Below are 25,790 nucleotides of genomic sequence, written 5' to 3'. Positions count from 1 at the left end.
CAGGCAGTTACAGATTTCTCTGTGATGGTTTTCAAATAATGGGAACGATTCCACTGATAAATTCGATAGTAGGATCCATAATGAGTGGGAACGTTACCAATGAATACCCTACAGCAATACAGGATTGCTTATGAGCCAGATAGATAAAAAAGCCATCGACCAATTGGTCACTCATATTGGCGGCAAAGATAACATCGCAACCGTTAGCCACTGCCTCACGCGTTTACGTTTCGTACTAAATGATCCAGAAAAAGCGGACGTGGCCGCGATTGAAGCGATCCCCATGGTCAAAGGCTGCTTTACCAGTGCCGGCCAATTTCAAGTCGTGATCGGCACCAATGTTGATCAAGTGTATGCCCTATTGGAAGCGCAAACCGGCGTGGAAGGCCAGTCAAAAGATGAGGCCAAACAAGCCGCGCGCCAAAATATGAGCCTAACTGAGCGTGCTATCTCACACCTCGCGGAAATCTTTGTGCCCCTTTTGCCCGCGATTATCACCGGTGGTCTGATCCTCGGCTTCCGTAATGTGATCGGCGATATCCGCATGTTCGATGGCAAAACTCTGACCGAGATCAGCGAGTTTTGGGCCACTGCTCACGGCTTTTTGTGGCTGCTTGGTGAAGCTATCTTCCACTTCCTCCCTGTCGGTGTGTGTTGGGCGACGGTGAGAAAAATGGGCGGCACCCCCATTTTGGGTATTGTTCTGGGTATTACCCTGGTATCCCCCCAATTGATGAACGCGTACCTTATCGGTAAAGAAATGCCTGAAGTGTGGGACTTTGGCTGGTTCTCAATTGAAAAAGTCGGCTATCAAGCACAGGTGATCCCAGCGATGTTTGCCGGTATGGCGCTGGCATTTATTGAAACCCAGTTAAAACGGATTATTCCAGATTACCTCTATCTTGTGGTGGTGCCGTTTGTTGCGCTGCTGACTTCCGTGATCTTGGCGCATACCCTGATTGGTCCATTTGGGCGTGAAATCGGCAACGGCGTCGCCTTCTTAGCTCGCACGGCGATGACCGGTGATTTCGCCTTTATCGGGGCAGCGCTGTTTGGCTTCCTCTATGCACCTTTGGTGATCACCGGGGTTCACCACACCACCAACGCGGTGGACTTGCAGCTAATGCAGGAAATGGGCGGCACACCTATTTGGCCGCTGATTGCCCTGTCCAACATTGCACAAGCCTCGGCGGTAGTCGGTATTATTTGGGTCAGCAAGAAAGAAAACGAGCGCGAAATTTCGGTGCCCGCGGCGATTTCCGCCTACCTTGGCGTGACAGAGCCGGCCATGTACGGGATTAACCTGCGCTACAAATTCCCGATGCTCTGCGCCATGGTTGGCTCGGCGCTAGCGGCGATTGTGTGTGGTCTTTCCGGTGTGATGGCCAACGGTATTGGTGTCGGGGGTCTACCAGGCATCTTATCTATTCAGCCACAATTCTGGGGTGTTTACGTAGTCGCGATGTTAATCGCCATCTTAGTGCCAATCGCACTCACCGCCTTTATGTACCGCCGCCAGGCCAGCAAAGGCAAATTGGCGGTCGTCTAATTCCCATTCCGTCTGCGGGGAGGGAACGCTCCCCGCTTTTTTTAGCGTTAAGAGAGACATTATGCACGCACATCCCTGGTGGAAAACGGCCACCATTTATCAGATTTATCCAAAGAGCTTCCGTGATACCACACAAACAGGGACAGGTGATCTGCCAGGCATTATCGAAAAGCTGGACTACTTTTCGACACTGGGCATCGACGCGTTATGGCTAACCCCCATTTATGTATCGCCACAAGTCGATAACGGCTACGACATTGCCGATTATTACGCGATTGACCCTAGCCTAGGCACCATGGACGATTTCGACACCTTGCTCGCCGAAGCGCATAAACGCGATATCCGCATCATCATGGATATTGTGATTAATCACACCTCAACCGAGCATCCTTGGTTTCAATCAGCGCTTGCCAGCAAGGACAGCCCCTATCGCGATTATTACATCTGGAAAGATCCGGTTAACGGCGGCGTTCCAAACAACTGGCAATCAAAATTTGGCGGTAGCGCGTGGCAATGGCATGAACCGACCGGCCAGTATTACCTCCACTTATTTGCCACCGAACAAGCCGATCTTAACTGGGAAAATCCAGCGGTGCGGAAGGCCGTCAAAGAGGTGATGGCGTTTTGGGCCGAAAAAGGCGTGGATGGCTTTCGCCTCGATGTGATCAATTTGATCTCCAAAGATCAGTCGTTCCCTGATGATCATCAAGGCGATGGTCGCCGCTTTTATACCGACGGTCCCCGCGTTCACGACTACTTGCAAGAAATTAGCCGCGACATTTTCCAGCGTTACGGCAGCGTCACTGTAGGCGAGATGTCTTCGACCACCTTGGAGCATTGTCAGCAATACTCCGCGCCAGATGGCAAAGAGCTCTCCATGGTGTTTAACTTCCACCACTTAAAAGTCGATTATCCCGGTGGTGAAAAGTGGCGACTGGCACCGTTTGACTTCTTGGCCCTAAAACAGCTTTTCCGCACTTGGCAGCACGGCCTGCACAATCAAGGTTGGGGCGCACTGTTTTGGTGTAACCACGACCAACCGCGTGTGGTCAGCCGCTTTGGTGATGATCGCCACCATCGCGTTGCCTCCGCCAAAATGCTCGCCACCGCGATTCATATGCAGCAAGGCACGCCTTACGTGTATCAAGGGGAAGAAATTGGCATGACCAACCCTGGCTATCAGCGTATTGATGACTATCAAGACGTTGAGAGTCGCAACATGCACCGTCTGCTGTGCGACCAAGGCATGCCAGAAGGGGAAGTACTGGCCATTCTGGCGGCACGCTCGCGCGATAATTCACGCACGCCTATGCAGTGGGACAGTTCAGCAAACGCCGGTTTTACCACAGGTACACCGTGGCTAAAGCCTGCGCCTAACTATGCTGACGTCAATGTCGACACCGCACTGGCGGATAAAGACTCGGTGTTCTATCACTACAAGCAGCTGATTTCCCTGCGTAAAACCTTACCCGTGATCCGTGAAGGCGATTATCAGGACTTGTTGCCTGACCACCCACAACTGCTCGCCTATCGTCGCGACAATGGCGATAGCCAACTGGTGGTGGTGTGTAATTTTTATGGCGAACCGGTCACGGCGACCTTGCCTATCGCCCCTGCCCCGACCGCAGACTTGGTGAGCCATAATTACCCAGAAGCCAAGCCGTTGATGCCAGAAATGCAACTGGCCCCCTATGAAGCCTTGGTGTATTTGATTAATCCCGCTTAACCGACAAAAAATGGCACGCCTTGGCGTGCCATTTTTCTACCACAATGAGTGGCTTTGATTACTGGCGCAGCGCTCGCTCGCCACGTGCAATGCCCACTACGCCACTGCGTGCAACTTCAATAATCTCGGTAATCTCACCCACCGCGCGAATAAAGGCATCCAGTTTGTCACTATCACCGGTCAACTGCACGGTGTAAAGCGAGTTCGTGACATCGACAATCTGCCCGCGGAAAATATCGGCGGTGCGTTTTACCTCCGCGCGGGCAAAGCCGCTGGCTTTCACTTTCACCAACGCCAGTTCACGCTCAATGTGATCGCTCTCGGTGACATTGCTCACTTTTAGCACATCAATCAACTTGTGCAGGTGCTTTTCGATTTGCTCGCGATCCGCGTCGCTCACTACCGAGGTGGTGATATTCAAGCGCGATAAGGTCGCGTCATCGGTCGGTGACACCGTGAGCGACTCAATGTTGTAGCCACGCTGAGAGAATAATCCCACTACCCGCGATAAAGCTCCCGGCTCGTTTTCCATTAAAACCGATACAATACTGCGCATTAGGTTCTCTCCGTTTTGCTCAACCACATTTCATTCATCGCCCCGCCGCGTACCTGCATCGGATACACGTGCTCAGTTTCATCGACATTAATATCGACAAAAACTAAGCGATCTTTCATTGCCAGTGCCTTTTCTAGGCCGGCTTCCAGCTCAGACGGATGATTAATGCGCATCCCCACATGACCATAGGCCTCAGTGATCGCCGCAAAGTCCGGCACCGAGTCCATATAGGAGTGCGAGTGGCGACCTTGATAAATCATATCCTGCCATTGTTTCACCATCCCGAGGAAACGATTGTTAAGGTTGACGATCACTACCGGAATGTCGTATTGCAACGCTGTCGACAGCTCCTGAATATTCATTTGAATACTGCCATCACCGGTGACACACACCACCTGCGCGTCCGGTAGCGCAAACTTCACCCCCATGGCGGCGGGAAGCCCAAAGCCCATGGTGCCCAAGCCACCCGAGTTAATCCAACGACGTGGCTTATCAAACGGATAATAAAGTGCGGCAAACATTTGATGCTGGCCGACGTCTGAGGTCACATAGGCCTCGCCATGAGTGAGGCGGTACAAGGTTTCAATCACCTGCTGCGGTTTAATCCGCTCAGGATCGGCGACATACTGCAAACACTGGCGCTCACGCCAAATTTGAATATTGTGCCACCAGGTGCTGATCGCATCACTGTCATTGCTGCCACCTTGCTCCACCAGCAGCTTGACCATGCTATTTAATACCGCATCCGCCGAGCCAACGATGGGAATATCCGCGGCGACGGTTTTAGAGATGGTGGAAGGGTCCACATCAATGTGCATGATGGTGGCATCGGGGCAGTATTTTTCTAAATTATTGGTAGTGCGATCGTCAAAACGGACACCAATACCAAAAATTAGATCGGCTTGGTGCATCGCCATGTTCGCTTCGTAGGTGCCATGCATGCCCAGCATGCCCAGCGAGTGTTCATGGGTGCCGGGAAACGCCCCCAGCCCCATCAAGGTGCTGACGACGGGAATGTTTAGGCTTTCTGATAATTGACGGATTTGTTCACCACAGTCGGCCATGATGGCGCCGCCACCGACATACAGCACCGGCTTTTTCGCCGCCAACAGCGCTTTTAAACCACGCTTTATCTGCCCTTTGTGTCCCGAGGTGGTCGGGTTGTAAGAGCGCATGCGCACACTGTCAGGGTACTGATATGGATGCTTTTGTGCCGGGTTCAGCATGTCTTTGGGAATATCGACCACCACAGGGCCAGGACGTCCCGTCGCGGCAAGATAAAAGGCTTTTTTAACAATATTGGGAATATCTTCGGCGCGTTGAACTAAAAAGCTGTGTTTAACCACCGGGCGGGAAATCCCCACCATGTCACATTCTTGGAAGGCATCATTGCCAATCAGGCCGCTCATGACCTGGCCAGAAAAGACCACCATGGGGATCGAGTCCATGTACGCGGTGGCAATACCGGTAATCGCATTGGTTGCCCCTGGGCCTGAGGTGACCAGCACCACGCCCACTTCACCCGTAGCCCGTGCGTAACCATCGGCCATATGCACCGCGGCTTGTTCATGACGCACCAACACATGGTCAATATCACTCTTTTCGTGTAATGCGTCGTAAATATCCAGCACCGACCCGCCTGGATAGCCAAAAATATGTTTTACGCCTTGATCGATCATGGAGCGCACGATCATCTCGGCACCGGATAACATTTCCACTCTACGCCTCCCTGTCTGCATAGTTAGGACTTACTTTTAGCCTAATCTTGCCCCTTACGCTTGGATGTACTGGTGGCCACTCACCACGCGGACATCTAAACCAAATACTGGCGGTAAGGCGGCGTTAGATTGTCATTTGGCCTGCTTCGAATGAAGCTGCAATCAATGTAACGTTTTATTTGCAAAACTGTCTATTAGCTAATCAGTATTTACATTTTTAATCTAAATGTTGAGTGAATGTTGCTGGTTTACGCTGACCAAGGGGGATGAAATTGGAAATATCCACTATAAAATCGCCACTTTGCCAGATTTGCTATCCAGACATGAGGAGAAAAGAGGGGGAAAAGGCATAAAAATATCAGGAAAAAAGGAAGATTCTCAGCCATGAGAAATCTTCCTCGCTTTGGTACACCAAACTAACGCTGATACATCGTATTAATGTGATCTTGGTAACGTGAAAGGATCACTTTGCGGCGCAGTTTCATAGTCGGCGTGAGTTCGCCACTGTGCATGCAAAAGCCCTGCGGCAACAAGGTAAAGCGTTTGACTTGCTCAAATTTGGCCAATTCATGTTGCAAGCTCTGCAAACGCTTTTCAAACAAGGCCACCACATCAGCGTGTTTTAGCAGCTCTTTACGGTTTTGATATTCGATATTGGCCGCCCTCGCCCACTCTTCCAAGGCATCGAAGCAAGGTACAATCAAGGCAGAGACAAAATGACGCGCCTCAGCCACCACCGCAATCTGGTCGATAAAGTGATCACGTACCAAAGCGCCCTCTACCCGTTGAGGCGCGATATACTTACCGCCAGAGGTTTTCATTAGCTCTTTGATTCGGTCGGTGATAAACACGCTGCCCTTGGTATCGAGATACCCCGCATCGCCGGTTTTCAAAAAGCCATCCTCGGTAAAGGTCGCCGCCGTCGCATCGGGTTGATTAAAGTAACCCCGCATCACCATCGGCCCACGCACTTGAATTTCATTATCCGCCCCAATCCGTACTTCTGCGCCCGGCATCGGATGGCCAATCGATTGAGGGTCAAAGCAGGTATCGTCCCAGCAAGAAACCGTGGCGGTGGTTTCGGTCATGCCATAACCGAGCTTGACGTTAATGCCGATTGCATGGAAAAACGCGCCGATGTCAGGGTCAAGACGCGCCCCACCGCATGGCATCAAGCGCATCTTGCCACCCAATAGCGCACGTAACTTACTGAGCACCAGCTTGTCGGCCAACGCCAATTGCCATTGCTGACGCCGCGACAGTGATTGACCAGCGCGTAATTGCGCAGCATGACGTTCGCCTTGGCGCAGGGCCCAACGGAATAAATGCGGTTTAACGCCAGTGGCCCGACTGAGTTTGTCGTGAATAGCACCATGGATTTTTTCGTAAAAACGCGGCACTGCACACATCACCGTCGGTTTGACCTCGGCCAATGCCTCACGCACCTGAAGCGGGTTGGAGAGGTAGCAATTGACCGCTCCGCGGTGAAGCACGTAATAGCTCCATGCGCGCTCAAACACATGGGAAAGTGGCAAAAAGGCCAAGGACACATCATCCGGTCTTAGTGCCAAGACTTGGTCATGCACCTCCAACTGCGCCGCGATATTGGCATAATCCAGCATCACTCCTTTCGGATCGCCCGTGGTGCCGGAGGTATAAATCAAGGTGGTCAGATCGTCCATGCATCGTGCGTCAATGCGCGCCTCTAATTCGGCTTGGTAGCCACGATCGTCTTGCAATAACCAACTGGCCCAATCCCACACCTTGGGGTGCGTTGGAGCCGTCGTCTCTTGGCTTAGGGCAATCACCCCTTTGACATTAGGACAGTGTTCGAGAGCAGCCACCGCGATCTCTCGTTGTTCGTCACCGACGAAAACCCATTGCACGTCCGCATCATTGATAATGTGTGCCGCTTGCTGAGCGGTGCTGGTGGCGTAAATCGGCACAGGTACGGCGCGAATTTGCAATGCGGCGTAATCTAACATTGCCCACTTTTCGCTGTTCGGCGCAAAGATAGCGATGGTTTGTTGAATCTCACACCCGGCATTTAACAAACAGCGTGACAGCTGATCGATTCGCTCGCCCATTTGACGCCAGCTGAGGCTTGCCCACTGTGACTGTTGCTGAAAACGAATGGCTTCGCGTTCACCTTGGGCGCGAATCTGCTCGCGGATGCGAGTAACGATATGGTTTTGGGTGTTCACTGTCTCTCTCTTGGTTCGCATTTTTGGCGAACACATGTACGCTCAATAATGACAGCGAGTGTACCGAGCGCACGACCAAACTCAAGAAAAATTGAGTGAATGCTCTAGAGAAAGTGTAAAAACGTGATTCAACCTTGTGGAAGCGGCTGATCGACGCACTTACCGCACAGCGCGCTACCGAATCAAGCGTTGCAACCTAAGTGGGTGTGGATCCATACGTATTGATGAGCGATTAAAGTCCAAAATCGACTCCTCAACCGTTTCTGGGTAATCCACCTGAGCCCATAGATGGTGAAACAGGCTGCGTGTCTGACTTAGCTCGCCTTTCACCAGCCATTCCGCCAATGCTTGAGCAACATCCGGGTAGCCAATCGCGCCCACCTTCGGTGCCTGCAACCATTCGCGTACCGCACTCGCATCCAAGCTATCCATACTATGTGCTAGCCCAAGCTGAGAAAGTGTGGCGACATTACTCAACTGTTCAAACTGACCAGACAATGGCTTTAAAAGGAGCTTTTTCCCTAGGCTTAACGCCTCGGAAGGGAGTTCAAATCCCCCATTGGCAATCACGCCCTGGCACTGATTTAGCGCTGTGTGAAAGCTTTCTTTGCCTAAGGGCATGAGCGTTAGGTTTTCACGCTGATAGGGCGCATTAACCTCGGGGTGAAAGCAGATAAAAAGTTGGCTAAAGCGCAACAACAACTCACTCACCGCAGATAAAGATTCAAAGGGAAGATACACCAGCACCGCCCTCTCCGCAGCCGGCGGTGTCACCGCTTTATCTACCGGAGTGGTATCAATAATCGGAGGTAAGATCGGTTGGTTAAAGTGATACCAGTGCAAGCCAATGGCATAGTCTGTTGGAGCAAAATAACGCATGATCATGCGATTGATCAGCGTTTCTCCATGTTTGGGCACCGCGTGAGAAAAAGCCGCTTGGTGGCTGATCGCCACCGATGGTACCCCTTGCTGGCGCGCCGCCCACGCACTGATGGGTTCAAAATCAGAGATGACCTTATCGTAGCCTGATACATCAAGCTGGCGAATATCGCGTCGTAGCTGCGCCAAGTGATTGTGTCGCGCGGTGGCGAGCATATCAATTTTGCCATCACGGCTGACAAAGCTCATCCCAGTAAATGTGCGATAATCGCCAAATGGCGCCATATCAAAATAGCGCTCGGCAGGCCGCCCGGAAAAAACAAAATCGACGTCGACATCGTATCCGGCCAAGGCACGCGCCATCGCACGGGCACGCGATATATGCCCATTACCGGTTCCCTGAACACCGTATAAAAGCTTCATTAAATACCTGTTATTCTGTAAAGATCGAAAGTGATACTGTGTGCCAACGTCGCGCACATCAGCCCTAATCCAGCGCCCACCACGATATCGCTCACAAAGTGCACGCCCAGTAGCACGCGCGAAATACCGATTAGGCTGGCCCAAATGAACACCAAAAGGGTTAACGAAGGGAAGAAGGTGCTCAGCAATGAGGCCATGAGAAAAGCGGCGGCCGTATGGCCTGATGGCATACTGTAAAGATCGGAAGGCGTGATAAAGGCGGGCAACTGCGAAGGGCGTGCGCGCCGAAAGCTGCGTTTAAGTACCCAGTAAATCGGCAGCTCGATGGCAAAAGCCGTCAGTCCGGTGAGCAAAAACCAGAGCCCGACCGCCTCATGAAGCCACCAAGCCGTGAAGCCAATCACCAAATAGAGGGGGCCGTCACCGGAACGGGAAACGGCACGGGCTATTTTTGCTGTGCCAGCGCTAAAGCGATGCGATAGACAAAAGGTCGACACCGTGTGATCGAAGCGTTGAATCGCGGTAAAGCTTCTCATCCTGCCTCCCAATGCGGCGAGCTGATGGTTAAACTCTAGTCAGCCGGTATGACAGGTCGGTGACGTTATTGGGTCATCTCGATGAATTTACGTCGCCGCTTGATCTCAGGGACGTTGGGACAAGTAAAAATAATGAAGACTGGATAAAGCCGCGCCAGAGCACAGCACAAAAATCTAACTTTTAGTTTTAAATCCAGTTTAATTAACCAGTTTTTTACCTTTGCATTGCGCAGAAAACGGGTTTTGTTTTTTTCAGATTGACGCTTTCCCCATCGCTCTGTTATTTCTGGTAACAGAATATTTACTGACGGACATCAGCATGACATTGTTTCACCTACGCCTCATCCTCCTTCTTATCGTGACCCAGTCGCGCGGGTAGGTTTTGGGCAGAAAACAGTGAATGCCAAATCTCAAAAACCCGCGCCAGACGCGGGTTTTTTTGTATCTAACGTCGCCAAAATAACATCAAGCGCCAATTAAAGAGCCCTTCAAAGCGGCCAGCAAACACAACAGGGAGTCACCCATGAGCGAGAACAGCCAAGTTATTCTGTTTGATACCACCTTACGCGACGGCGAGCAGGCGCTGTCAGCCAGTTTAACCGTCAAAGAGAAATTGCAGATCGCCCAAGCCTTGGACCGCATGAAGATAGACATTATTGAAGCCGGTTTTCCGGTCTCCTCACCGGGCGATTTTGAATCCGTGCGCACTATCGCCGAGCATATGCAACATGCGCGCGTTTGTGCCTTGTCTCGCGCGGTCCCCAAAGACATCGATGTGGCCGCCGAGTCCCTCAAAGCCGCTGACGCCTTTCGTATCCACACCTTTTTATCCACCTCGACCATCCATGTAAAAGACAAGCTTCGCCGCAGCTATGATGACGTGGTCGAGATGGGGGTACGCGCCGTCAAACATGCGCGCCAATACACCGACGATGTAGAGTTTTCCTGCGAAGATGCCGGGCGCACCCCGATTGATAATTTATGCCGTATGGTCGAAGCGGCGATTGATGCCGGCGCGACCACGGTCAATATTCCCGATACCGTCGGCTACACGGTTCCCAGTGAATTCGGCGATATCATTGCGACCTTGTTTAACCGCGTGCCTAATATCGACAAAGCGGTGATTTCTGTCCATTGCCATGATGATTTGGGGATGTCGGTCGCCAACTCTATTGCCGCGGTACAAGCTGGCGCTCGCCAAGTGGAAGGCACTATCAATGGCATCGGTGAACGTGCGGGGAACTGCGCGCTGGAAGAAATTGCGATGATTTTAAAAACCCGCGCCGACTTGTTAGGCGTAGAAACAGGGTTGAACCACACCGAAATTACCCGCACCAGCAAGTTGGTTAGCCAGCTTTGCAACATGCCTATTCAGCCCAATAAAGCCGTCGTCGGCGCCAATGCCTTTAGCCACTCCTCCGGTATCCACCAAGATGGCATGCTGAAAAACAAAAACACCTACGAAATTATGACGCCAGAGTCGATTGGTTTGGGCAAAAAAGCGCTTAACCTGACCAGTCGCTCCGGCCGTGCCGCGGTGAAAAGCCATATGGATAACCTTGGCTACAGCGAACAAGACTACGATTTAGACACCTTGTATCAGTCATTCTTACAGCTGGCGGATCGCAAAGGTCAGGTATTCGATTACGATTTAGAAGCCTTGATGTTCTTCAATAATCTTAAAGAAGAGGACGACTTTTATAAGCTGAACTATTTGGGCGTGCAATCGGGCAGCTTAATGGCAACCACCAGCATCAAGTTGCAATGTGGCGATGAAGAGAAGCACGAAGCAGCCACTGGCAACGGCCCCGTCGATGCGCTGTATCAGTGTATTTACCGCATTACCGATTATGATATTGAGCTGGATAAATTTGATCTGACCGCCAAAGGGGAAGGGGAAGATGGCCTCGGCCAAGCTGACATCATTGCCAACTACAAGGGTCGTAAATATCACGGCACCGGAGTGTCAACCGACATCATCGAGGCCTCAGGCGAAGCGTTATTGCATGTGATCAATGCCATCTATCGCGCCGACAAAATCGCTCAGATTAAGGAACAATCCCACTTGAAACAGGAGACAGTATAACCATGGCCAGCGCACACCAGATTGCACTCTTACCCGGCGACGGTATCGGCCCCGAAGTCATGACGCAAGCCGAGAAGGTGCTTGATGCAGTTAGCGAGCGATTCTCACTCACTTTGGAGCGTCAGCATTATCCGGTGGGGGGAGCCGCGATTGACGCCCATGGCTCGCCGCTGCCCGAGCAGACCTTGGCGGGATGTGAAAAAGCCGATGCGATTTTATTTGGTTCAGTGGGCGGCCCAAAGTGGGAGCATTTACCGCCCAATGAGCAACCGGAGCGCGGTGCCTTGCTGCCGTTACGCAAGCACTTTGGTCTTTTTTGTAATTTGCGTCCGGCGCAAATCCATACCGGTCTCGAAGGCTTTTGCCCACTGCGCGCCGATATTGCCGACCAAGGCTTTAACATCGTGGTGGTGCGAGAGCTGACCGGCGGGATTTATTTTGGTGAGCCCAAAGGGCGCGAAGGCGAAGGCCGCGAGGAAAAAGCGTTTGATACCGAGGTTTATCATCGCTATGAAATTGAGCGTATCGCCCGTATCGCCTTCCAGTCGGCTCAGTTGCGTAACAAGCAAGTGTGCTCAATCGATAAAGCCAATGTGTTGCAAAGCTCGATGCTGTGGCGTGAAGTCGTGGAAGAGGTGGCCAAGGACTATCCAGATGTCCACTTAAGCCATATGTATATCGACAACGCCACCATGCAGCTGATTAAAGACCCATCGCAATTTGATGTGATGCTGTGCTCGAATATTTTCGGCGATATCATCTCCGATGAGTGCGCCATGATCACCGGCTCGATGGGCATGCTGCCATCCGCGAGCTTAAACGCGAGTAAATTTGGTTTGTATGAGCCCGCCGGCGGCTCTGCCCCCGATATCGCGGGGAAAAATATCGCCAACCCGGTCGCACAAATTCTCTCCGCCGCGTTGATGTTGCGCTACTCGTTAGGCGAAGAAGACGCAGCCTGTGCGATTGAGCATGCAGTCAGCCAAGCACTGGCGGCCGGTGAGCTGACCGCCGATCTGGCAGGCAACCATCCTGCATTGAGTACTGAACAAATGGGCGATCGTATCGCCGCCTATATCCGCCAAGGCGCAGAATAATTACCCGTAAGGATACGAGCTATGTCGAATGCAAACACTCAGCAAGGCGCCAAGACCTTGTATGAAAAAATCTATCAAGCCCATGTGGTCACCGAGCAGCCGGGCGAAGCGCCACTGCTGTATATCGATCGTCATTTGGTGCACGAAGTGACTTCCCCACAAGCCTTTGATGGCCTGCGGGAAAAAGGGCGTCCGGTGCGCCAAGTGAGCAAAACCTTCGCTACCATGGATCACAATGTCTCCACCGAAACCAAAGACATTAACGCGTCTGGAGAAATGGCGCGCATCCAAATGGAGACGCTAGCCAAAAACTGCGACGAATTTGGCGTCACCCTGTACGACCTAAATCACCCTTACCAAGGCATTGTCCATGTCATGGGCCCCGAGCTTGGCATTACCCTGCCCGGCACCACCATCGTCTGTGGTGATTCGCACACCGCGACGCATGGTGCCTTCGGCTCCCTCGCCTTTGGTATTGGCACCTCAGAAGTCGAACACGTACTCGCCACCCAAACGCTTAAGCAATCCCGCGCCCGCACGATGAAAATTGAAGTCACGGGCAAAACTGCCCCCGGGATCACCGCCAAAGATATTGTCCTCGCGATTATTGGTAAAGTCGGCCACGCAGGCGGCACCGGACATGTGGTGGAGTTTTGTGGGGACGCGATCACCGCCTTGTCGATGGAAGGGCGAATGACGGTCTGCAACATGGCCATCGAATTAGGCGCCAAAGCTGGCCTGATCGCGCCGGATGACACCACCTTTGCCTATTTAAAAGACAAGAAATTTGCTCCTAAAGGCGAGCAATGGCAGCAAGCGGTCGCTTACTGGCAAACTTTGCACTCGGACGCCGATGCACAGTTTGATCGCGTGGTCACCCTCGATGGCAGTCAAATCCATCATCAAGTCACTTGGGGCACTAATCCCGGCCAAGTGGTCAGTGTGCATGATACCGTGCCTGCCCCTGAGACAATGACCGATCCGATTGAACGCCACTCAGCAGAGCGCGCGCTAAAATACATGGGACTGGCACCGGGACAAGCCATCAACCAAATCAGCATTGATAAGGTCTTTATCGGCTCTTGCACCAACTCACGGATTGAAGACATGCGCGCGGCCGCCGCGGTCGCCAAAGGACGACGCGTGGCAGATAGCGTCCATGCCATGGTGGTGCCTGGGTCCGAGCAAGTGCGCGCCCAAGCAGAGCAAGAAGGGCTGGATGTGATTTTCCGCGACGCTGGCTTTGAGTGGCGCTTACCCGGCTGCTCAATGTGTTTGGCGATGAACAGCGATCGCTTGGGCCCCAAAGAGCGCTGCGCGTCCACCAGCAACCGTAACTTTGAAGGCCGCCAAGGCCGTGAAGGCCGCACCCACTTGGTCAGCCCGGCGATGGCCGCCGCCGCTGCTATCGCGGGTCATTTTGTCGACGTTAACCAATTATAAGGAGGCCTTATGTCAGGCATACACACTCACACCGGCATTGTTGCTCCATTGGATGCGGCGAACGTCGATACCGATGCGATCATTCCCAAACAGTTTTTGCAAAAAGTCACCCGTACTGGCTTTGGTCAGCACCTGTTTCACGATTGGCGCTTTTTAGACGATGCGGGCAAGCAACCGAACCCCGAGTTTGTGCTTAACCAAGCGCGCTATCAAGAGGCAAGCGTGCTACTCACCCGCGAGAATTTTGGCTGTGGCTCGTCACGCGAACATGCCCCCTGGGCGCTGGATGATTACGGCTTTAAAGTGATTATCGCCCCCAGTTTTGCCGATATTTTCTATGGCAACTGTATCAACAACCAAATGGTACCGGTGACCCTTGAAGAAGCCCAAATCGATGCTTTATTTGCGTATGTAGCCGAAAATGAAGGCGCGACGGTAACCCTGGATTTGCCCGCCCAAACCATTCGAGCCGGTGAGCACTGCTTTAGCTTCCAAATGGATGATTTTCGTCGTCATTGCCTGTTGGAAGGCTTAGATAGCATTGGCCTCACCCTACAGCACGATGCTGAGATCTCGCGCTTTGAGCAGCGCATCCCGGACTTTTTGTCATAAATCCCCGCTTTAGCCCACTCCACCAATAAGCGCGATCCTCGCCGCGCTTATTGGTCAAGCCCCACTTTTTTCCATTCACCATGAAACCAACAACGCATTTGCTTGGTCTAGTCTGAAAAGAAGGCTTGCTGAAAATAAGGACGGGCAATGCAAAAACGTTTGATACTTCTATTCTGTTTGGTTTTTCCGCTGTTTAGCCAAGCGGCCCCCAAAGCAGAGTATTGGGCGATGTGGGATGCCCATAATCCTGACAGCCAGGCGACCTTCACTCATCACAGCTGGCAAGTATTGCTCGATAAGTATTTGCAGCCTCAGGGGCAGCACACCTTATTTAACTATGCGGCGGTCACCGACGCTGACAAGAAAGCCCTCGATCATTATATCCGCATGCTCACCGCGCGCGACCCGCGCACCCTGACCAAAAACGAGCAATACGCGTATTGGGTCAACCTTTACAATGCGGTCACCGTAAAACTGATTATCGCCGAGTACCCGGTCAGTTCCATCACCAAACTCGGTGGGCTGTTTAGCTTTGGCCCATGGGATGATGAGGTGGTCACGGTGGCAGGTGAACCCCTTACCTTGAATGATATTGAGCACCGCATTCTGCGCCCACTATGGCAAGATCCGCGTACCCACTATGCGGTTAACTGTGCCAGTTTGGGTTGTCCAAACCTGCAACCTAAGGCCTTCCAAGCAAACGCGCTTGAGGCACAGCTCGAACAAGCGGCCTATCGTTTTATTAATAGCGATAAAGGGGTAAGTCAGCAAGGCGATCAATGGCAGCTTTCTTCTATCTATGAGTGGTTTGAGGCTGATTTTGGTGGCGATAAGCAAGGCGTGATCGCTCACATAAACCAGTATCGCGATATTCCATTGCCACAAGAGGCAACATTGGAATACGACTACAACTGGGACCTTAACCAACTCGCTGACTAAAAGGCTTGGTTAACCCTAAGCCAATCAGTACAATGGCTTGGTACTCATTGGGGAGCCTCATGGCTGAGATTGCGCTCTGCGCTAGACCCATCGAACCTGATCCAGCTAACACTGGCGTAGGGATTGAGACTTGATGTTGCCATCAACTTGCCTCAACACCCACGCCCAACTTAGGAGCGTGCTGTGAAAGTTTTTACCTCTGTTCTCACTCTGATTTCTCTGTCGCTGTTATCACTCAGTGCCCGCGCCGCGGACCCACTGACCGTGTATACCTATGACTCCTTTATCGCCGAATGGGGCGCAGGGCCCAAAATCAAAGCCGAATTTGAAAAACAGTGCGATTGCCAACTGGAATTCGTGTCTCTCGATGATGGCGCCGCTTTGCTCAATCGCCTACGCATTGAAGGGGAAACCACCCAAGCCGATATCGTGCTCGGGATGGATACCAATTTAATGAAAGAAGCCGAGCGCAGCGGCATTGTTGCTGAGCATGCAGTCAATACTGAGCGCCTGCAAGTGCCTGGCGGGTGGGACAACAACTACTTTATCCCTTACGATTACGGCTATTTTGCCTTTGTGTATGACACTACCCGCTTGCTCGACCCGCCCAAAAGCCTCAAAGCCTTGATTGAAGAGCGTGATGACATCAGTGTGATTTACCAAGATCCGCGCGTCTCAACCGTCGGCCAAGGCTTAATGCTCTGGATCCAAAAAGTGTATGGCGATGACAACCAACAAGCATGGCGCGAACTGGCTGATAACACCATTACCGTGACCAAAGGCTGGACCGAGGCGTACAACATGTTCCTTAACAAAGAAGCCGACATGGTGCTTTCTTACACCACTTCACCGGCCTATCACCGGGTTGCTGATGAGGACGACCGCTTTGCCGCTGCCATGTTTGAAGAAGGCCACTACATGCAAATCGAAGTGGTGGCAAAATCAGCCTACACGGATCAACCGGAACGTGCAGACGCGTTTTTACAATTTATGCTCAGTGATGCAGCTCAATCTGTGCTCCCAACCACGCAGTGGATGTATCCGGTAACCGATGTCAACCTGCCTGATGCCTTCTACACCTTAGACAAGCCGGAGGAAAGCCTGCTATATCAGCCTGATGAAGTGATGGGCAATCGCCAGCAATGGGTGCGTGACTGGCAAACCGCGCTGGTTGAATAGCCAAGATGCTCAACCCTTCTCGAACCTGGCCGGGCAGTATGGCGGCCAGCTTAGTCGTGGTTTTGATTGGCAGCGCACTCTGGGCGCTGTTCTCTCACAGCCACGACCTAGTGCTCACCGCGTTGTGGCAAGATACCTACCTGCGCCATGTCACCTACTTTAGCTTTAAGCAGGCGACCTTATCTGTGATGCTCAGCGTTGGGCTTGCGATACCCGTCGCCCACGCCCTGTATCGCCGGCAGTTTCCAGCCAAGGCATGGCTGCTTAAGCTATTTGCCATGACCTTGGTGCTACCGGTATTGGTGGGGGTATTTGGACTGGTTGCCATCTATGGCCGCAGCGGCTGGATTGCGCAAGCCTTCGCGCACTTTGATGCGACGATGCCGTTTTCTATTTATGGTTTAAGTGGCATTTTGCTCGCGCATGTGTTTTTTAATCTGCCATTTTCCGCCCAACTCATGGTGCAAGCGTTAGAGGGGATCCCCGCTGATCAACGTCGTCTTGCTACCCAGCTAGGGCTGAAAGGCTGGCAGCGCTTTAAGCATTTAGAATGGCCGTATTTACGCCAAAGCTTGCCTCATATCGTCGGGCTGGTGTTTATGTTGTGCTTTACCAGCTTCGCCACCGTGATGGCACTGGGTGGCGGACCTAAAGCCACCACGATAGAGCTAGCCATTTACCAAGCCATTCATTTTGATTTCGATTTACAAACGGGTGCTGTCCTTGCGCTTTGGCAAATGCTCTTGTGTGGCGCCATCGCATTTACCGTGCAAACCTTGACGCGCCCGCTGCCGAGTACGCCCAGTGAAGTGCTGCCTCTTCCCGCCTCTTTGGATAGCCGTGCCGCCAAATGCTGGGACAGTCTATGGATTGGCCTCGTTTTGCTACTGGTGTTACCGCCGCTGGGCGTGGTGATTGCACGTGGGCTCAACCCCAGCGCATTAGCGGTACTCGGCGATGGCGCACTGTGGCAGGCGACACTGCACTCCCTCGCCATTGCCTCAGGGGCAACCAGCTTTGCCTTTGTGCTTGCAGCCGCAGTGATCCTCGCTAGCCGCCACTGGCGCTTACACGGACGCAAAAAACAGGCGGATGGGATAGAAACGCTAGGAGCCATTATCCTGGTGGTCCCGAGCATCGTGCTCAGCACCGGGCTTTTTTTGCTGTTTCGCCAGTTTAGCGACGTATTCAGTTTAGCGCTGTGGCTAGTGATGGCGGTGAACGCGCTGATGGCGCTGCCTTATCTCATAAAAGTATTAAGTGCCCCCGCGTTTCAGGTTGCCCAGTCTTACCATAATCTGTGCGCCACCTTAGGCGTAAGAGGCATCACGCGTTTACGTCTGATTGAGTGGGACTGTTTACGTGCACCGATTGCACGCGGTATCGCGGTCAGTTTTGTGTTATCGATGGGTGATCTCAGTGCGATAGCCCTATTTGGCAGCCAAAACTTTCAAACCCTGCCCCTGTATTTATTTCGCTTAATGGGCAGTTACCAAATGGAAGCCGGTGCTGCTGCAGCGATGCTGTTACTGCTCACCAGCTTGGGATGTTATGCCCTGCTTACGCGCCTTATCCAATGGAGACACGCATGTTAACGCTTTCCAATGTCCATTACCGTTACCAGCAAGATTGGATGATCTTTGATGCCAAGATAGCGCCGGGGGAGATTGTGGCTGTGCTCGGCCCAAGCGGGGCGGGAAAGAGCACCTTGTTATCCTTGATTGCCGGGCTGATCGCGCCAGATAGTGGCGAGATCACCATTGATGGCAAGCCCGTCACCACGACGCCCGCCCACCAGCGGCCATTGTCTATCTTGTTTCAAGAGCACAACGTCTTTACTCACTTGTCGGTATTCGACAATATGGCCATTGGCTTGTCGCCATCACTGAAACTTACCGCTTCCCAGCGTGACAGCATTCACCAGGCGGCCCACGCCGTGGGTTTAAATGACTATCTGTCACGTCTGCCCGGTCAACTATCAGGCGGCCAACGCCAACGTATCGCACTGGGTAGAAGCATCGCACGTAACCAGCCTTTATTGCTGCTCGATGAGCCCTTTTCAGCGCTCGACCCTGCGCTAAAAAAGGATATGCTGGCATTGGTCAAGCGTACCGCCCAAGCACAAGGCACGACGGTGGTGATGGTCACTCACCATCCCGAAGATGCCCAAGCCATTGCCTCTCAGTTTCTTTATCTCGATGAGGGACAAGTTCGTCTTCATCGTCCGATTGAGGCGCTCAATCATCCGCCAGAAATGATGCAAGGTTACATGGGCACCGCTGACGATTCGTTTTGGGTGGCATCCCCCTGATAGGCTTCTATACTAAGGAAAACACGGTAGATTCCAAGGGGGCGTCCTGTGGCCGCCAGCAGTATCCAGATTCTCGACTCGATCGTCGACTTTACCGCTAAAACGGAAGTCGACGCGATTACTAAGAGCTTGCTGACCTCGATTACCGAGCTTACTCCGGTAGGCGAAGTCGTACTGCTTGATTACTGCGATGATATGCAGCCTGCCTTTACCGTACTCGGCACCAACGACAACAGTGCGTTTCAGCAAGAGAATATCCATCAAATTGACGCGCTTTTGGCAGAGTGCCTTGCGTCCCAAGCGGTTATTCAACACCACACTCATGATCATGTATTGATTGCCGTTCCCATCTATTATGAGAAAGAAGATGGGGTCAGCGGTATTTTGTGCGGCCGCGCCAAAAGCCTTAGCCAGGATCAACGTGCTTTGGTGGCCGGACTCACGCGCATTTATGAGAACTACCAGCAGATTATTATGGCGAGCGAACGTGACAGCTTTACCAGCTTATTTAATCGTAAAGTCTTATCTAAAAAGCTGGATCTGATATGTGATCGCTTAGCGCAAAGCGAGGCGACGCCAGACAGTGACGCTGACAGCGCTCTCTCACCTTGGGTGTGCATTTTCGATGTCGACCACTTTAAGCAAGTCAATGACAATTTTGGTCATGTGTTTGGTGACGAGGTCATCTTGTTACTAGCTTCACTAATGCGCCAGAGCTTCTCTTCACAAGACACCTTGTTCCGGTATGGCGGCGATGAATTTGTAGTGCTATTTCAGCCCTGCTCGCGGGCCATGGCCGAACAAAAGGCCAATGCCTTTATTGCCAATGTCAACGCGCGAGACTTTGGTGCCGCCCAAACCGTGACCATTTCCATGGGCGCGACACGGATTGAACATGGACAGCTGAGCACCAGCGTCATCTTAGGCTATGCCGATCAGGCGCTTTATCACGCCAAACAAAATGGCCGTAACCAAGTCGCTTTTTATGATGATTTACTGCAGTCTGGGGTGGTCAAAACCTTTGTCGCCGAGGACGATGTTGAATTGTTTTAGGCAATGGATGAAGGTGGCGGCCTGATAACCGCCACCTGATATCAGCTATAGATTCTCTTCGGCAAACTCAGCCAAGCGACTGCGCACCACGCCATTGAGGTACACACACGCACTGCCTTCAAAGTTTTTAAACCGCTCAACAATATAGGTCAGCCCAGATGTCACTGGGGTCAAATACGAAGAATCGATTTGCGCCAAGTTCCCCGAGCACACCAACTTGGTCCCCTCCCCACACCGAGTAATAATGGTTTTAAGCTGAGAGGCGGTGAGGTTTTGGCACTCATCCAAAATCACGAACGCGTTTTGAATCGAGCGGCCACGCATAAAGTTAATCGATTTAAACTGCAGATTCGCTTTCTCCATGATGTAACGCATCGAGCCATCGGTGCACTCATCGTGCATGTGCAAGGCTTCTAGCGTATCGGTCACGGCCCCTAGCCAAGGCAACATTTTCTCTTCTTCGGAGCCCGGCAAAAAGCCAATTGACTCGCCAATATCTGGAGTGTTGCGGGTCACGATGATTTTATCGTACATCCCTTTTTCTACCACCTGCTCCAGCGCGGCGGCCATCGCCAGAATGGTTTTACCACAACCTGCCGGACCGGTGAGGATCGCCAAGTCGATACTCGGATCGAGCAACGCATCCATCGCCATCCCTTGGTAGATATTTTTCGGTTTCACATCCCACGCAGCGCGATGCATCAATCGCTCTCGGCTCAGATCTTTAATCACCGCTTTATCGCCATCAATGGCTTGCACACGCGCGGCAAAATCGTCACTGTCATCTAACAGGTATTGGTTAACAAACGGCGTATCGAGAAGCTCTGACGGCAACGTATGTAGGGTCTCTGTGCCATAGGCTTGACTATTACATTCTCCCACTTTATCCCAAAAGCTGCCTGTAAATTGGTGGAAGCCTTTGGTTAGCAGTCGCACATCATCAATCAGCTGATCGGTGCGGTAGTCCTCCACATACATCACCCCCGCCCCTTTGGCGCGCAGGCGCATATTGATGTCTTTGGTCACCAATACCACTTTGCGGGGGGAGCGCTTAGTTTGCAGGTACAACACCGCATTGAGTATGCGGTTATCACCCGCTTTATCGGCAAAGGCATGGACGGTTTCTTTGATCTCAAAATCAGCGAGGATCGACACCGTCCCTGTCGCATCGCCTTTGCCAACGGCAATGCCCTCGCCAATTTCGTCAGGAGTGGCCTCTTTAAAAATATCTTCCAGCGCACGGATCGCCACACGCGCATCGCGTGAAACATCGCGTTTGCTATCTTTAATCCGGTCAAGTTCTTCGAGGACGGTCATGGGGATCACGACATCGTGTTCTTGGAAAGAGTAAATCGAGAAAGGCTCGTGGAGGAGAATATTAGTATCAAGTACAAACAGCTTCCGGTCGGCGTCGCCCATAGGCACCTCCTGTATCGGCAGTTCACTGTCGGTGACAGCGCTTAAAATAAGCGTAGACCTGGCCGTTGGGATGCGCCCAACTTGTTTTACTGCGCCAGCTCACGCTTTTATCTTTGCCGTCACTTGATGACGTTTGTATGTCAATCTACCTCTTTGCCACTATTGATTGAGTTTCATCGTGACCCTCCTCACAAGTTCGAGTACTATTGGCGGCCAATTTTTTCAGTGCCACACTGAATAGCAGAGTATTTAAACGGTGCCGTCGTCAACGGCGCCGCGTCTTTCGACAATCGAGTTAATTCAGAGGTTTTCCCTTATGTCATTTGCGCTTGGACAACGTTGGATCAGTGATACGGAGCATGATCTTGGACTCGGCACCGTGGTGTCCGTTGATGGCCGTACCGTGACCCTAATGTTTCCTGCTAGTGATGAAACACGGCTGTACGCCAGCCATGATGCGCCCGTGACCCGGGTGATGTTCAACCCCGGCGATGAGGTAGAAAGTCACGAGGGCTGGACCATGACCGTCTCGCGCATTGAAGAAAACGATGGGGTGTTGACCTATTACGGCCAGCGTACCGACACAGGGGAAGATGAGGTCGCACTGCGTGAGATCTTACTCAGCCACCAAATTCGCTTCAACAAGCCGCAAGACAAACTGTTTGCTGGCCAGCTCGATCGTATGGACCGTTTTGCCCTGCGTTATCGCGCGCTGACCAATCAGCACCAGCAACTGCGCAGCCCATTACGCGGTTTAACCGGCATGCGTGCTGGCCTGATCCCCCATCAGCTTTACATTGCCCATGAAGTCGGTCGTCGTCATGCACCGCGCGTACTGCTCGCCGATGAAGTGGGGTTGGGGAAAACCATTGAGGCAGGGATGATCATCCACCAGCAAGTGCTAGCGGGTCGCGCGGAACGTGTACTGATTGTGGTGCCCGAAACCTTACAGCATCAGTGGCTGGTGGAGATGATGCGCCGCTTTAATCTGCATTTCTCGATTTTCGATGAAGAGCGCTGTGTGGAGGCTTTCGCCGACGCCCCCAACCCCTTTGATACCCAACAATTGGTGTTGTGCTCACTGGAGTTTCTGCGCAAAAACCGCCGCCGGGTGGAACAAGTGTGTGATACCCATTGGGATTTATTGGTGGTCGACGAAGCCCATCACCTCACTTGGGCACCCGATGCGCCGAGCCGCGAATATCAAATTATTGAAAGCATCGCTGAGCACACCCCTGGCGTATTGCTGCTCACCGCGACACCAGAGCAATTGGGCCAGCAAAGCCATTTTGCCCGCTTGCGCCTGCTCGACCCCGATCGCTTCTATGATTACGACGCCTTTGTTGAAGAAGCCCAACAATACGCGCCCGTGGCTGAGGCGGTGGAAGCGCTGCTGGACGATACGCCACTGACCGACGCGGCACAAGCTGGGATACGTCAGCTATTGCAACACGAAGACCTGTCAGCACGTTTGGCCCAAGTGCACAGTGACGACGCAGAAGAAAACGCCCAGGCGCGCCAACAGCTGATTGATGATCTGATGGATCGCCACGGCACTGGACGCGTCTTGTTCCGTAACACCCGAGCGGCCATTAGCGGCTTCCCCAGCCGCCGCCTGCATATGCAGCCACTGGCGCTACCCAGTCAATACCAAACCGCCATGCGGGTCGCCGGCATGATGGGCAGCACCGGATCAAGCGAACAAAAGGCAGTGCAAAACCTATACCCAGAAGATATCTATCAACAGTTTGAAGGGGATAGCGCGAGCTGGTGGGGCTTTGATCCACGTATTGATTGGCTGTTGGATTACCTAAAAGCCCACCGCAGCGAGAAGGTGCTGATTATTTGCTCGCGGGCGCAAACCGCACTGACCCTAGAGCAAGCGCTGCGTGAGCGCGAAGGTATTCGCGGGACTGTATTCCATGAAGGGATGTCGATTGTTGAGCGTGACAAAGCCGCGGCTTACTTTGCCCAAGAAGAGGGGGGCGCGCAGGTCTTGATCTGCTCGGAAATTGGATCGGAGGGGCGCAACTTCCAATTCGCCCATCAGCTAGTGATGTTCGACTTACCGATGAACCCCGATTTACTTGAGCAGCGTATCGGCCGTCTTGACCGTATTGGCCAGACGCAAGATATTGCCATTCATGTCCCGTATCTTGAAGGCACCGCTCAGACCATTTTAGCGCGCTGGTATCACGAAGGCTTAGACGCGTTTGAAGATACCTGCCCCACCGGCCGCGCGGTGTTTGAGCAATATGGCGAGACCTTGTTAACGCTGCTCGCGGCCAATCAACAGGATGACGCGCTGTCGGCGCTGATCAGTGACAGTGCAGTAATGAATCAGCGCTTAAAAGCAGAAATGGAAGAAGGCCGAGATAAGCTCCTCGAAATGCACTCTCACGGTGGGGAAGCCGCTAACCAACTGGCAAACACCATTGCCGAGCAGGATGGCGACACTAACTTGGTCACTTTCACCTTGGGGCTGTTTGATACCATCGGAGTTAACCAAGATGACAAAGGCGAGAATGCCTTGGTGGTCAAACCGTCTGAACACATGATGGTACCCAGCTATCCAGGACTGCCTGCCGATGGCTGCACCATTACCTTTGACCGCGATACCGCATTGAGTCGCGAAGATGTTCAGTTTGTATCTTGGGAGCACCCGATTGTTCGAGGCGGCATTGATTTGCTGCTGAGCGAAAACATCGGCACTACCGCGGTATCACTGCTCAAAAACAAGTCACTGCCGGTAGGCACGCTGTTTGTCGAGCTTATCTACACCATTGACGCCCAGGCGCCGAAATCGAGCGGTATCCACCGCTTTTTACCGCAAACGCCCGTGCGATTGCTGCTTGATGCCAACGGCAATGATCTGTCCACCAATGTCGAGTTCGAAAGCTTCCATCGCCAGCTCAGTCCGGTAAATCGCCACCTCGGCAGTAAAATGGTTAACTCGGTACAAAGCCAGATCCACAACCTGATTGAGAAAAGCGAACCACTGGCAGAGAAAGCCCTCGGCGAGATCCAAACCCGGGCGCACCAAGAAATGGAAACCGAGCTCCAACAAGCCTTAGCGCGTTTAGAAGCACTCAAAACGGTCAATCCGAATATTCGTGATGATGAGCTAGACGCATTACGCGAGCAGATAAGCACCTTGTCGCACCATATTCAGCACGCTCAAATTGAGCTTGATGCGCTGCGCCTTGTTGTGGTTAGCCACCAATAAACCAAAGTGAGACGGGGCCTGATGGCCCCGATAACCCTATGGCAATGACTGAATACCATCCACCGACGGATCCTTGGTTAGATATCCTCTATCAAGACACGGATCTGGTGGTGATCAATAAACCCAGTGGCTTGCTGGCCAATCCTGGTCGCAATCCCGAGCATTACGACAGCGCATGGTCGCGGGTGAAAGCCGAATTTCCCTCCGCCGAGCTGGTTCACCGCTTAGACATGTCCACCTCAGGCGTGATGGCCTTTGCTGCCCATAAGGAAGCAGAACGCAATCTTAAAGCGCAGTTTCGCGACCGCATCCCCACCAAGTTGTATTATGCGGAAGTATGGGGACAACCAGAAAGCCATGAAGGCATTATCGACTTGCCGTTAATTTGTGACTGGCCCAACCGCCCGCGCCAAAAAGTGTGTTTTGAGCATGGTAAGCCCTCGCAAACGCACTATCGCTGCTTACACACCTTCTCCCAGACCAGTTTGATGGCTTTGTACCCACTGACTGGGCGCTCTCACCAGCTTCGTGTCCACATGCAGTCTTTGGGGCATAGCATTGTCGGCGATGAGTTTTATGCTTGCCCAGACGCGCTCGCCTATACCCATCGACTGCATCTTCATGCTGCCGAGCTTAGCCTTTTGCATCCAGCGACCGGAGAAACCATGCATTTCCAAGCTCCCTGTGATTTTTATCCCCAGATGCCCAATAACCGCTTGGCCAATGAGTATCAATTGGCCGTACCACTTGCGAGCACAACGACGGATTCACAGGCCAGCTAGCTGAAACCATTGCACAACATCGCGATATCTCGCACCCTAGAGCCATGGATTG

At 52.5% G+C, this 25,790-nt stretch carries 19 protein-coding genes and 1 riboswitch; of the genes, 13 read left to right on the top strand and 6 right to left on the bottom strand.

Going from position 1 to position 25,790, the window contains the following annotated elements; genetic code table 11:
* Window positions 1-130 precede the first annotated feature (130 nt).
* On the top strand, window positions 131-1,549 hold the full coding sequence (treB, locus tag BGL48_RS05455; RefSeq protein ID WP_069361704.1) for a PTS trehalose transporter subunit IIBC: 1,419 nt from the start codon (window positions 131-133) through the stop codon (window positions 1,547-1,549).
* A gap of 61 nt (window positions 1,550-1,610) precedes the next feature.
* The gene (treC, locus tag BGL48_RS05450; RefSeq protein WP_069361703.1) at window positions 1,611-3,275 is read left to right on the top strand and encodes an alpha,alpha-phosphotrehalase; all 1,665 of its coding nucleotides are present in this window, start codon (window positions 1,611-1,613) and stop codon (window positions 3,273-3,275) included.
* A 58-nt stretch (window positions 3,276-3,333) separates the two neighbouring features.
* Here treC and ilvN read toward each other — a convergent pair whose 3' ends face one another.
* From ilvN to BGL48_RS05425, 5 genes are all read right to left on the bottom strand, one after another.
* The gene (gene ilvN / locus BGL48_RS05445; protein WP_021023377.1) at window positions 3,334-3,831 is read right to left on the bottom strand and encodes an acetolactate synthase small subunit; all 498 of its coding nucleotides are present in this window, start codon (window positions 3,829-3,831) and stop codon (window positions 3,334-3,336) included.
* Complete coding sequence (locus BGL48_RS05440; protein WP_069361702.1) at window positions 3,831-5,549, bottom strand: acetolactate synthase 3 large subunit; 1,719 nt, start codon at window positions 5,547-5,549, stop codon at window positions 3,831-3,833. Before BGL48_RS05440 ends, ilvN begins: the two co-directional genes overlap by 1 nt.
* Window positions 5,550-5,965: 416 nt before the next feature.
* Window positions 5,966-7,774, bottom strand: a complete 1,809-nt coding sequence (locus tag BGL48_RS05435; protein ID WP_069361753.1) for an AMP-dependent synthetase/ligase — start codon at window positions 7,772-7,774, stop codon at window positions 5,966-5,968.
* A gap of 153 nt (window positions 7,775-7,927) precedes the next feature.
* Window positions 7,928-9,055 (bottom strand): MJ1255/VC2487 family glycosyltransferase, encoded by a 1,128-nt coding sequence (locus BGL48_RS05430; RefSeq protein WP_069361701.1) that lies wholly within the window; start codon window positions 9,053-9,055, stop codon window positions 7,928-7,930.
* Window positions 9,055-9,591, bottom strand: a complete 537-nt coding sequence (locus BGL48_RS05425; protein ID WP_069361700.1) for a phosphatase PAP2 family protein — start codon at window positions 9,589-9,591, stop codon at window positions 9,055-9,057. The genes BGL48_RS05430 and BGL48_RS05425 overlap by 1 nt, the downstream gene beginning before the upstream one ends.
* Before the next feature lie 523 nt (window positions 9,592-10,114).
* Between BGL48_RS05425 and leuA the strand changes: the two genes are divergently transcribed.
* The 9 genes from leuA to BGL48_RS05380 all read left to right on the top strand — a co-directional run bounded on the left by leuA (window position 10,115) and on the right by BGL48_RS05380 (window position 20,311).
* On the top strand, window positions 10,115-11,677 hold the full coding sequence (gene leuA, locus BGL48_RS05420) for a 2-isopropylmalate synthase (protein WP_069361699.1): 1,563 nt from the start codon (window positions 10,115-10,117) through the stop codon (window positions 11,675-11,677).
* 2 nt (window positions 11,678-11,679) lie between these two features.
* Window positions 11,680-12,774, top strand: coding sequence for a 3-isopropylmalate dehydrogenase (gene leuB / locus BGL48_RS05415; RefSeq protein WP_069361698.1), 1,095 nt, complete (start codon window positions 11,680-11,682; stop codon window positions 12,772-12,774).
* Between the two features lie 21 nt (window positions 12,775-12,795).
* A complete protein-coding gene (leuC, locus tag BGL48_RS05410; RefSeq protein WP_069361697.1) occupies window positions 12,796-14,217 on the top strand; it encodes a 3-isopropylmalate dehydratase large subunit in 1,422 nt (473 codons plus the stop codon).
* A 9-nt stretch (window positions 14,218-14,226) separates the two neighbouring features.
* Window positions 14,227-14,829 (top strand): 3-isopropylmalate dehydratase small subunit, encoded by a 603-nt coding sequence (gene leuD / locus BGL48_RS05405; RefSeq protein ID WP_069361696.1) that lies wholly within the window; start codon window positions 14,227-14,229, stop codon window positions 14,827-14,829.
* A gap of 147 nt (window positions 14,830-14,976) precedes the next feature.
* A complete protein-coding gene (locus tag BGL48_RS05400) occupies window positions 14,977-15,768 on the top strand; it encodes a DUF547 domain-containing protein (protein ID WP_069361695.1) in 792 nt (263 codons plus the stop codon).
* A 38-nt stretch (window positions 15,769-15,806) separates the two neighbouring features.
* Window positions 15,807-15,908, top strand: a riboswitch (TPP riboswitch).
* A gap of 43 nt (window positions 15,909-15,951) precedes the next feature.
* The gene (gene thiB / locus BGL48_RS05395) at window positions 15,952-16,947 is read left to right on the top strand and encodes a thiamine ABC transporter substrate binding subunit (RefSeq protein ID WP_069361694.1); all 996 of its coding nucleotides are present in this window, start codon (window positions 15,952-15,954) and stop codon (window positions 16,945-16,947) included.
* A gap of 5 nt (window positions 16,948-16,952) precedes the next feature.
* Window positions 16,953-18,542: a thiamine/thiamine pyrophosphate ABC transporter permease gene (thiP, locus tag BGL48_RS05390; RefSeq protein ID WP_069361693.1), complete on the top strand. Its 1,590-nt coding sequence runs from the start codon at window positions 16,953-16,955 to the stop codon at window positions 18,540-18,542.
* Window positions 18,536-19,258, top strand: a complete 723-nt coding sequence (thiQ, locus tag BGL48_RS05385; RefSeq protein WP_069361692.1) for a thiamine ABC transporter ATP-binding protein — start codon at window positions 18,536-18,538, stop codon at window positions 19,256-19,258. Before thiP ends, thiQ begins: the two co-directional genes overlap by 7 nt.
* A gap of 48 nt (window positions 19,259-19,306) precedes the next feature.
* The gene (locus BGL48_RS05380; protein ID WP_069361691.1) at window positions 19,307-20,311 is read left to right on the top strand and encodes a GGDEF domain-containing protein; all 1,005 of its coding nucleotides are present in this window, start codon (window positions 19,307-19,309) and stop codon (window positions 20,309-20,311) included.
* Window positions 20,312-20,356: 45 nt separating this feature from the next.
* On the opposite strand, the gene BGL48_RS05375 is transcribed toward BGL48_RS05380, so the two are convergent.
* Window positions 20,357-21,730, bottom strand: coding sequence for a PhoH family protein (locus BGL48_RS05375; protein WP_069361690.1), 1,374 nt, complete (start codon window positions 21,728-21,730; stop codon window positions 20,357-20,359).
* 316 nt (window positions 21,731-22,046) lie between these two features.
* On the opposite strand from BGL48_RS05375, the gene rapA reads away from it, so the two are divergent.
* Window positions 22,047-24,956, top strand: coding sequence for an RNA polymerase-associated protein RapA (rapA, locus tag BGL48_RS05370; RefSeq protein WP_069361689.1), 2,910 nt, complete (start codon window positions 22,047-22,049; stop codon window positions 24,954-24,956).
* Window positions 24,957-24,994: 38 nt separating this feature from the next.
* Window positions 24,995-25,738 carry a bifunctional tRNA pseudouridine(32) synthase/23S rRNA pseudouridine(746) synthase RluA gene (gene rluA / locus BGL48_RS05365; protein ID WP_069361688.1) on the top strand — a complete coding sequence of 248 codons (744 nt, stop codon included), beginning with the start codon at window positions 24,995-24,997 and terminating at the stop codon, window positions 25,736-25,738.
* Window positions 25,739-25,790: the final 52 nt, after the last annotated feature.

The sequence above is a fragment of the Salinivibrio sp. SS3 genome (assembly GCF_001722105.1).
Taxonomy (GTDB): domain Bacteria; phylum Pseudomonadota; class Gammaproteobacteria; order Enterobacterales; family Vibrionaceae; genus Salinivibrio; species Salinivibrio kushneri.
The sequence above is the reverse complement of the archived record's forward strand: the minus strand, read 5'-3'. Positions and strand labels throughout refer to the sequence as shown.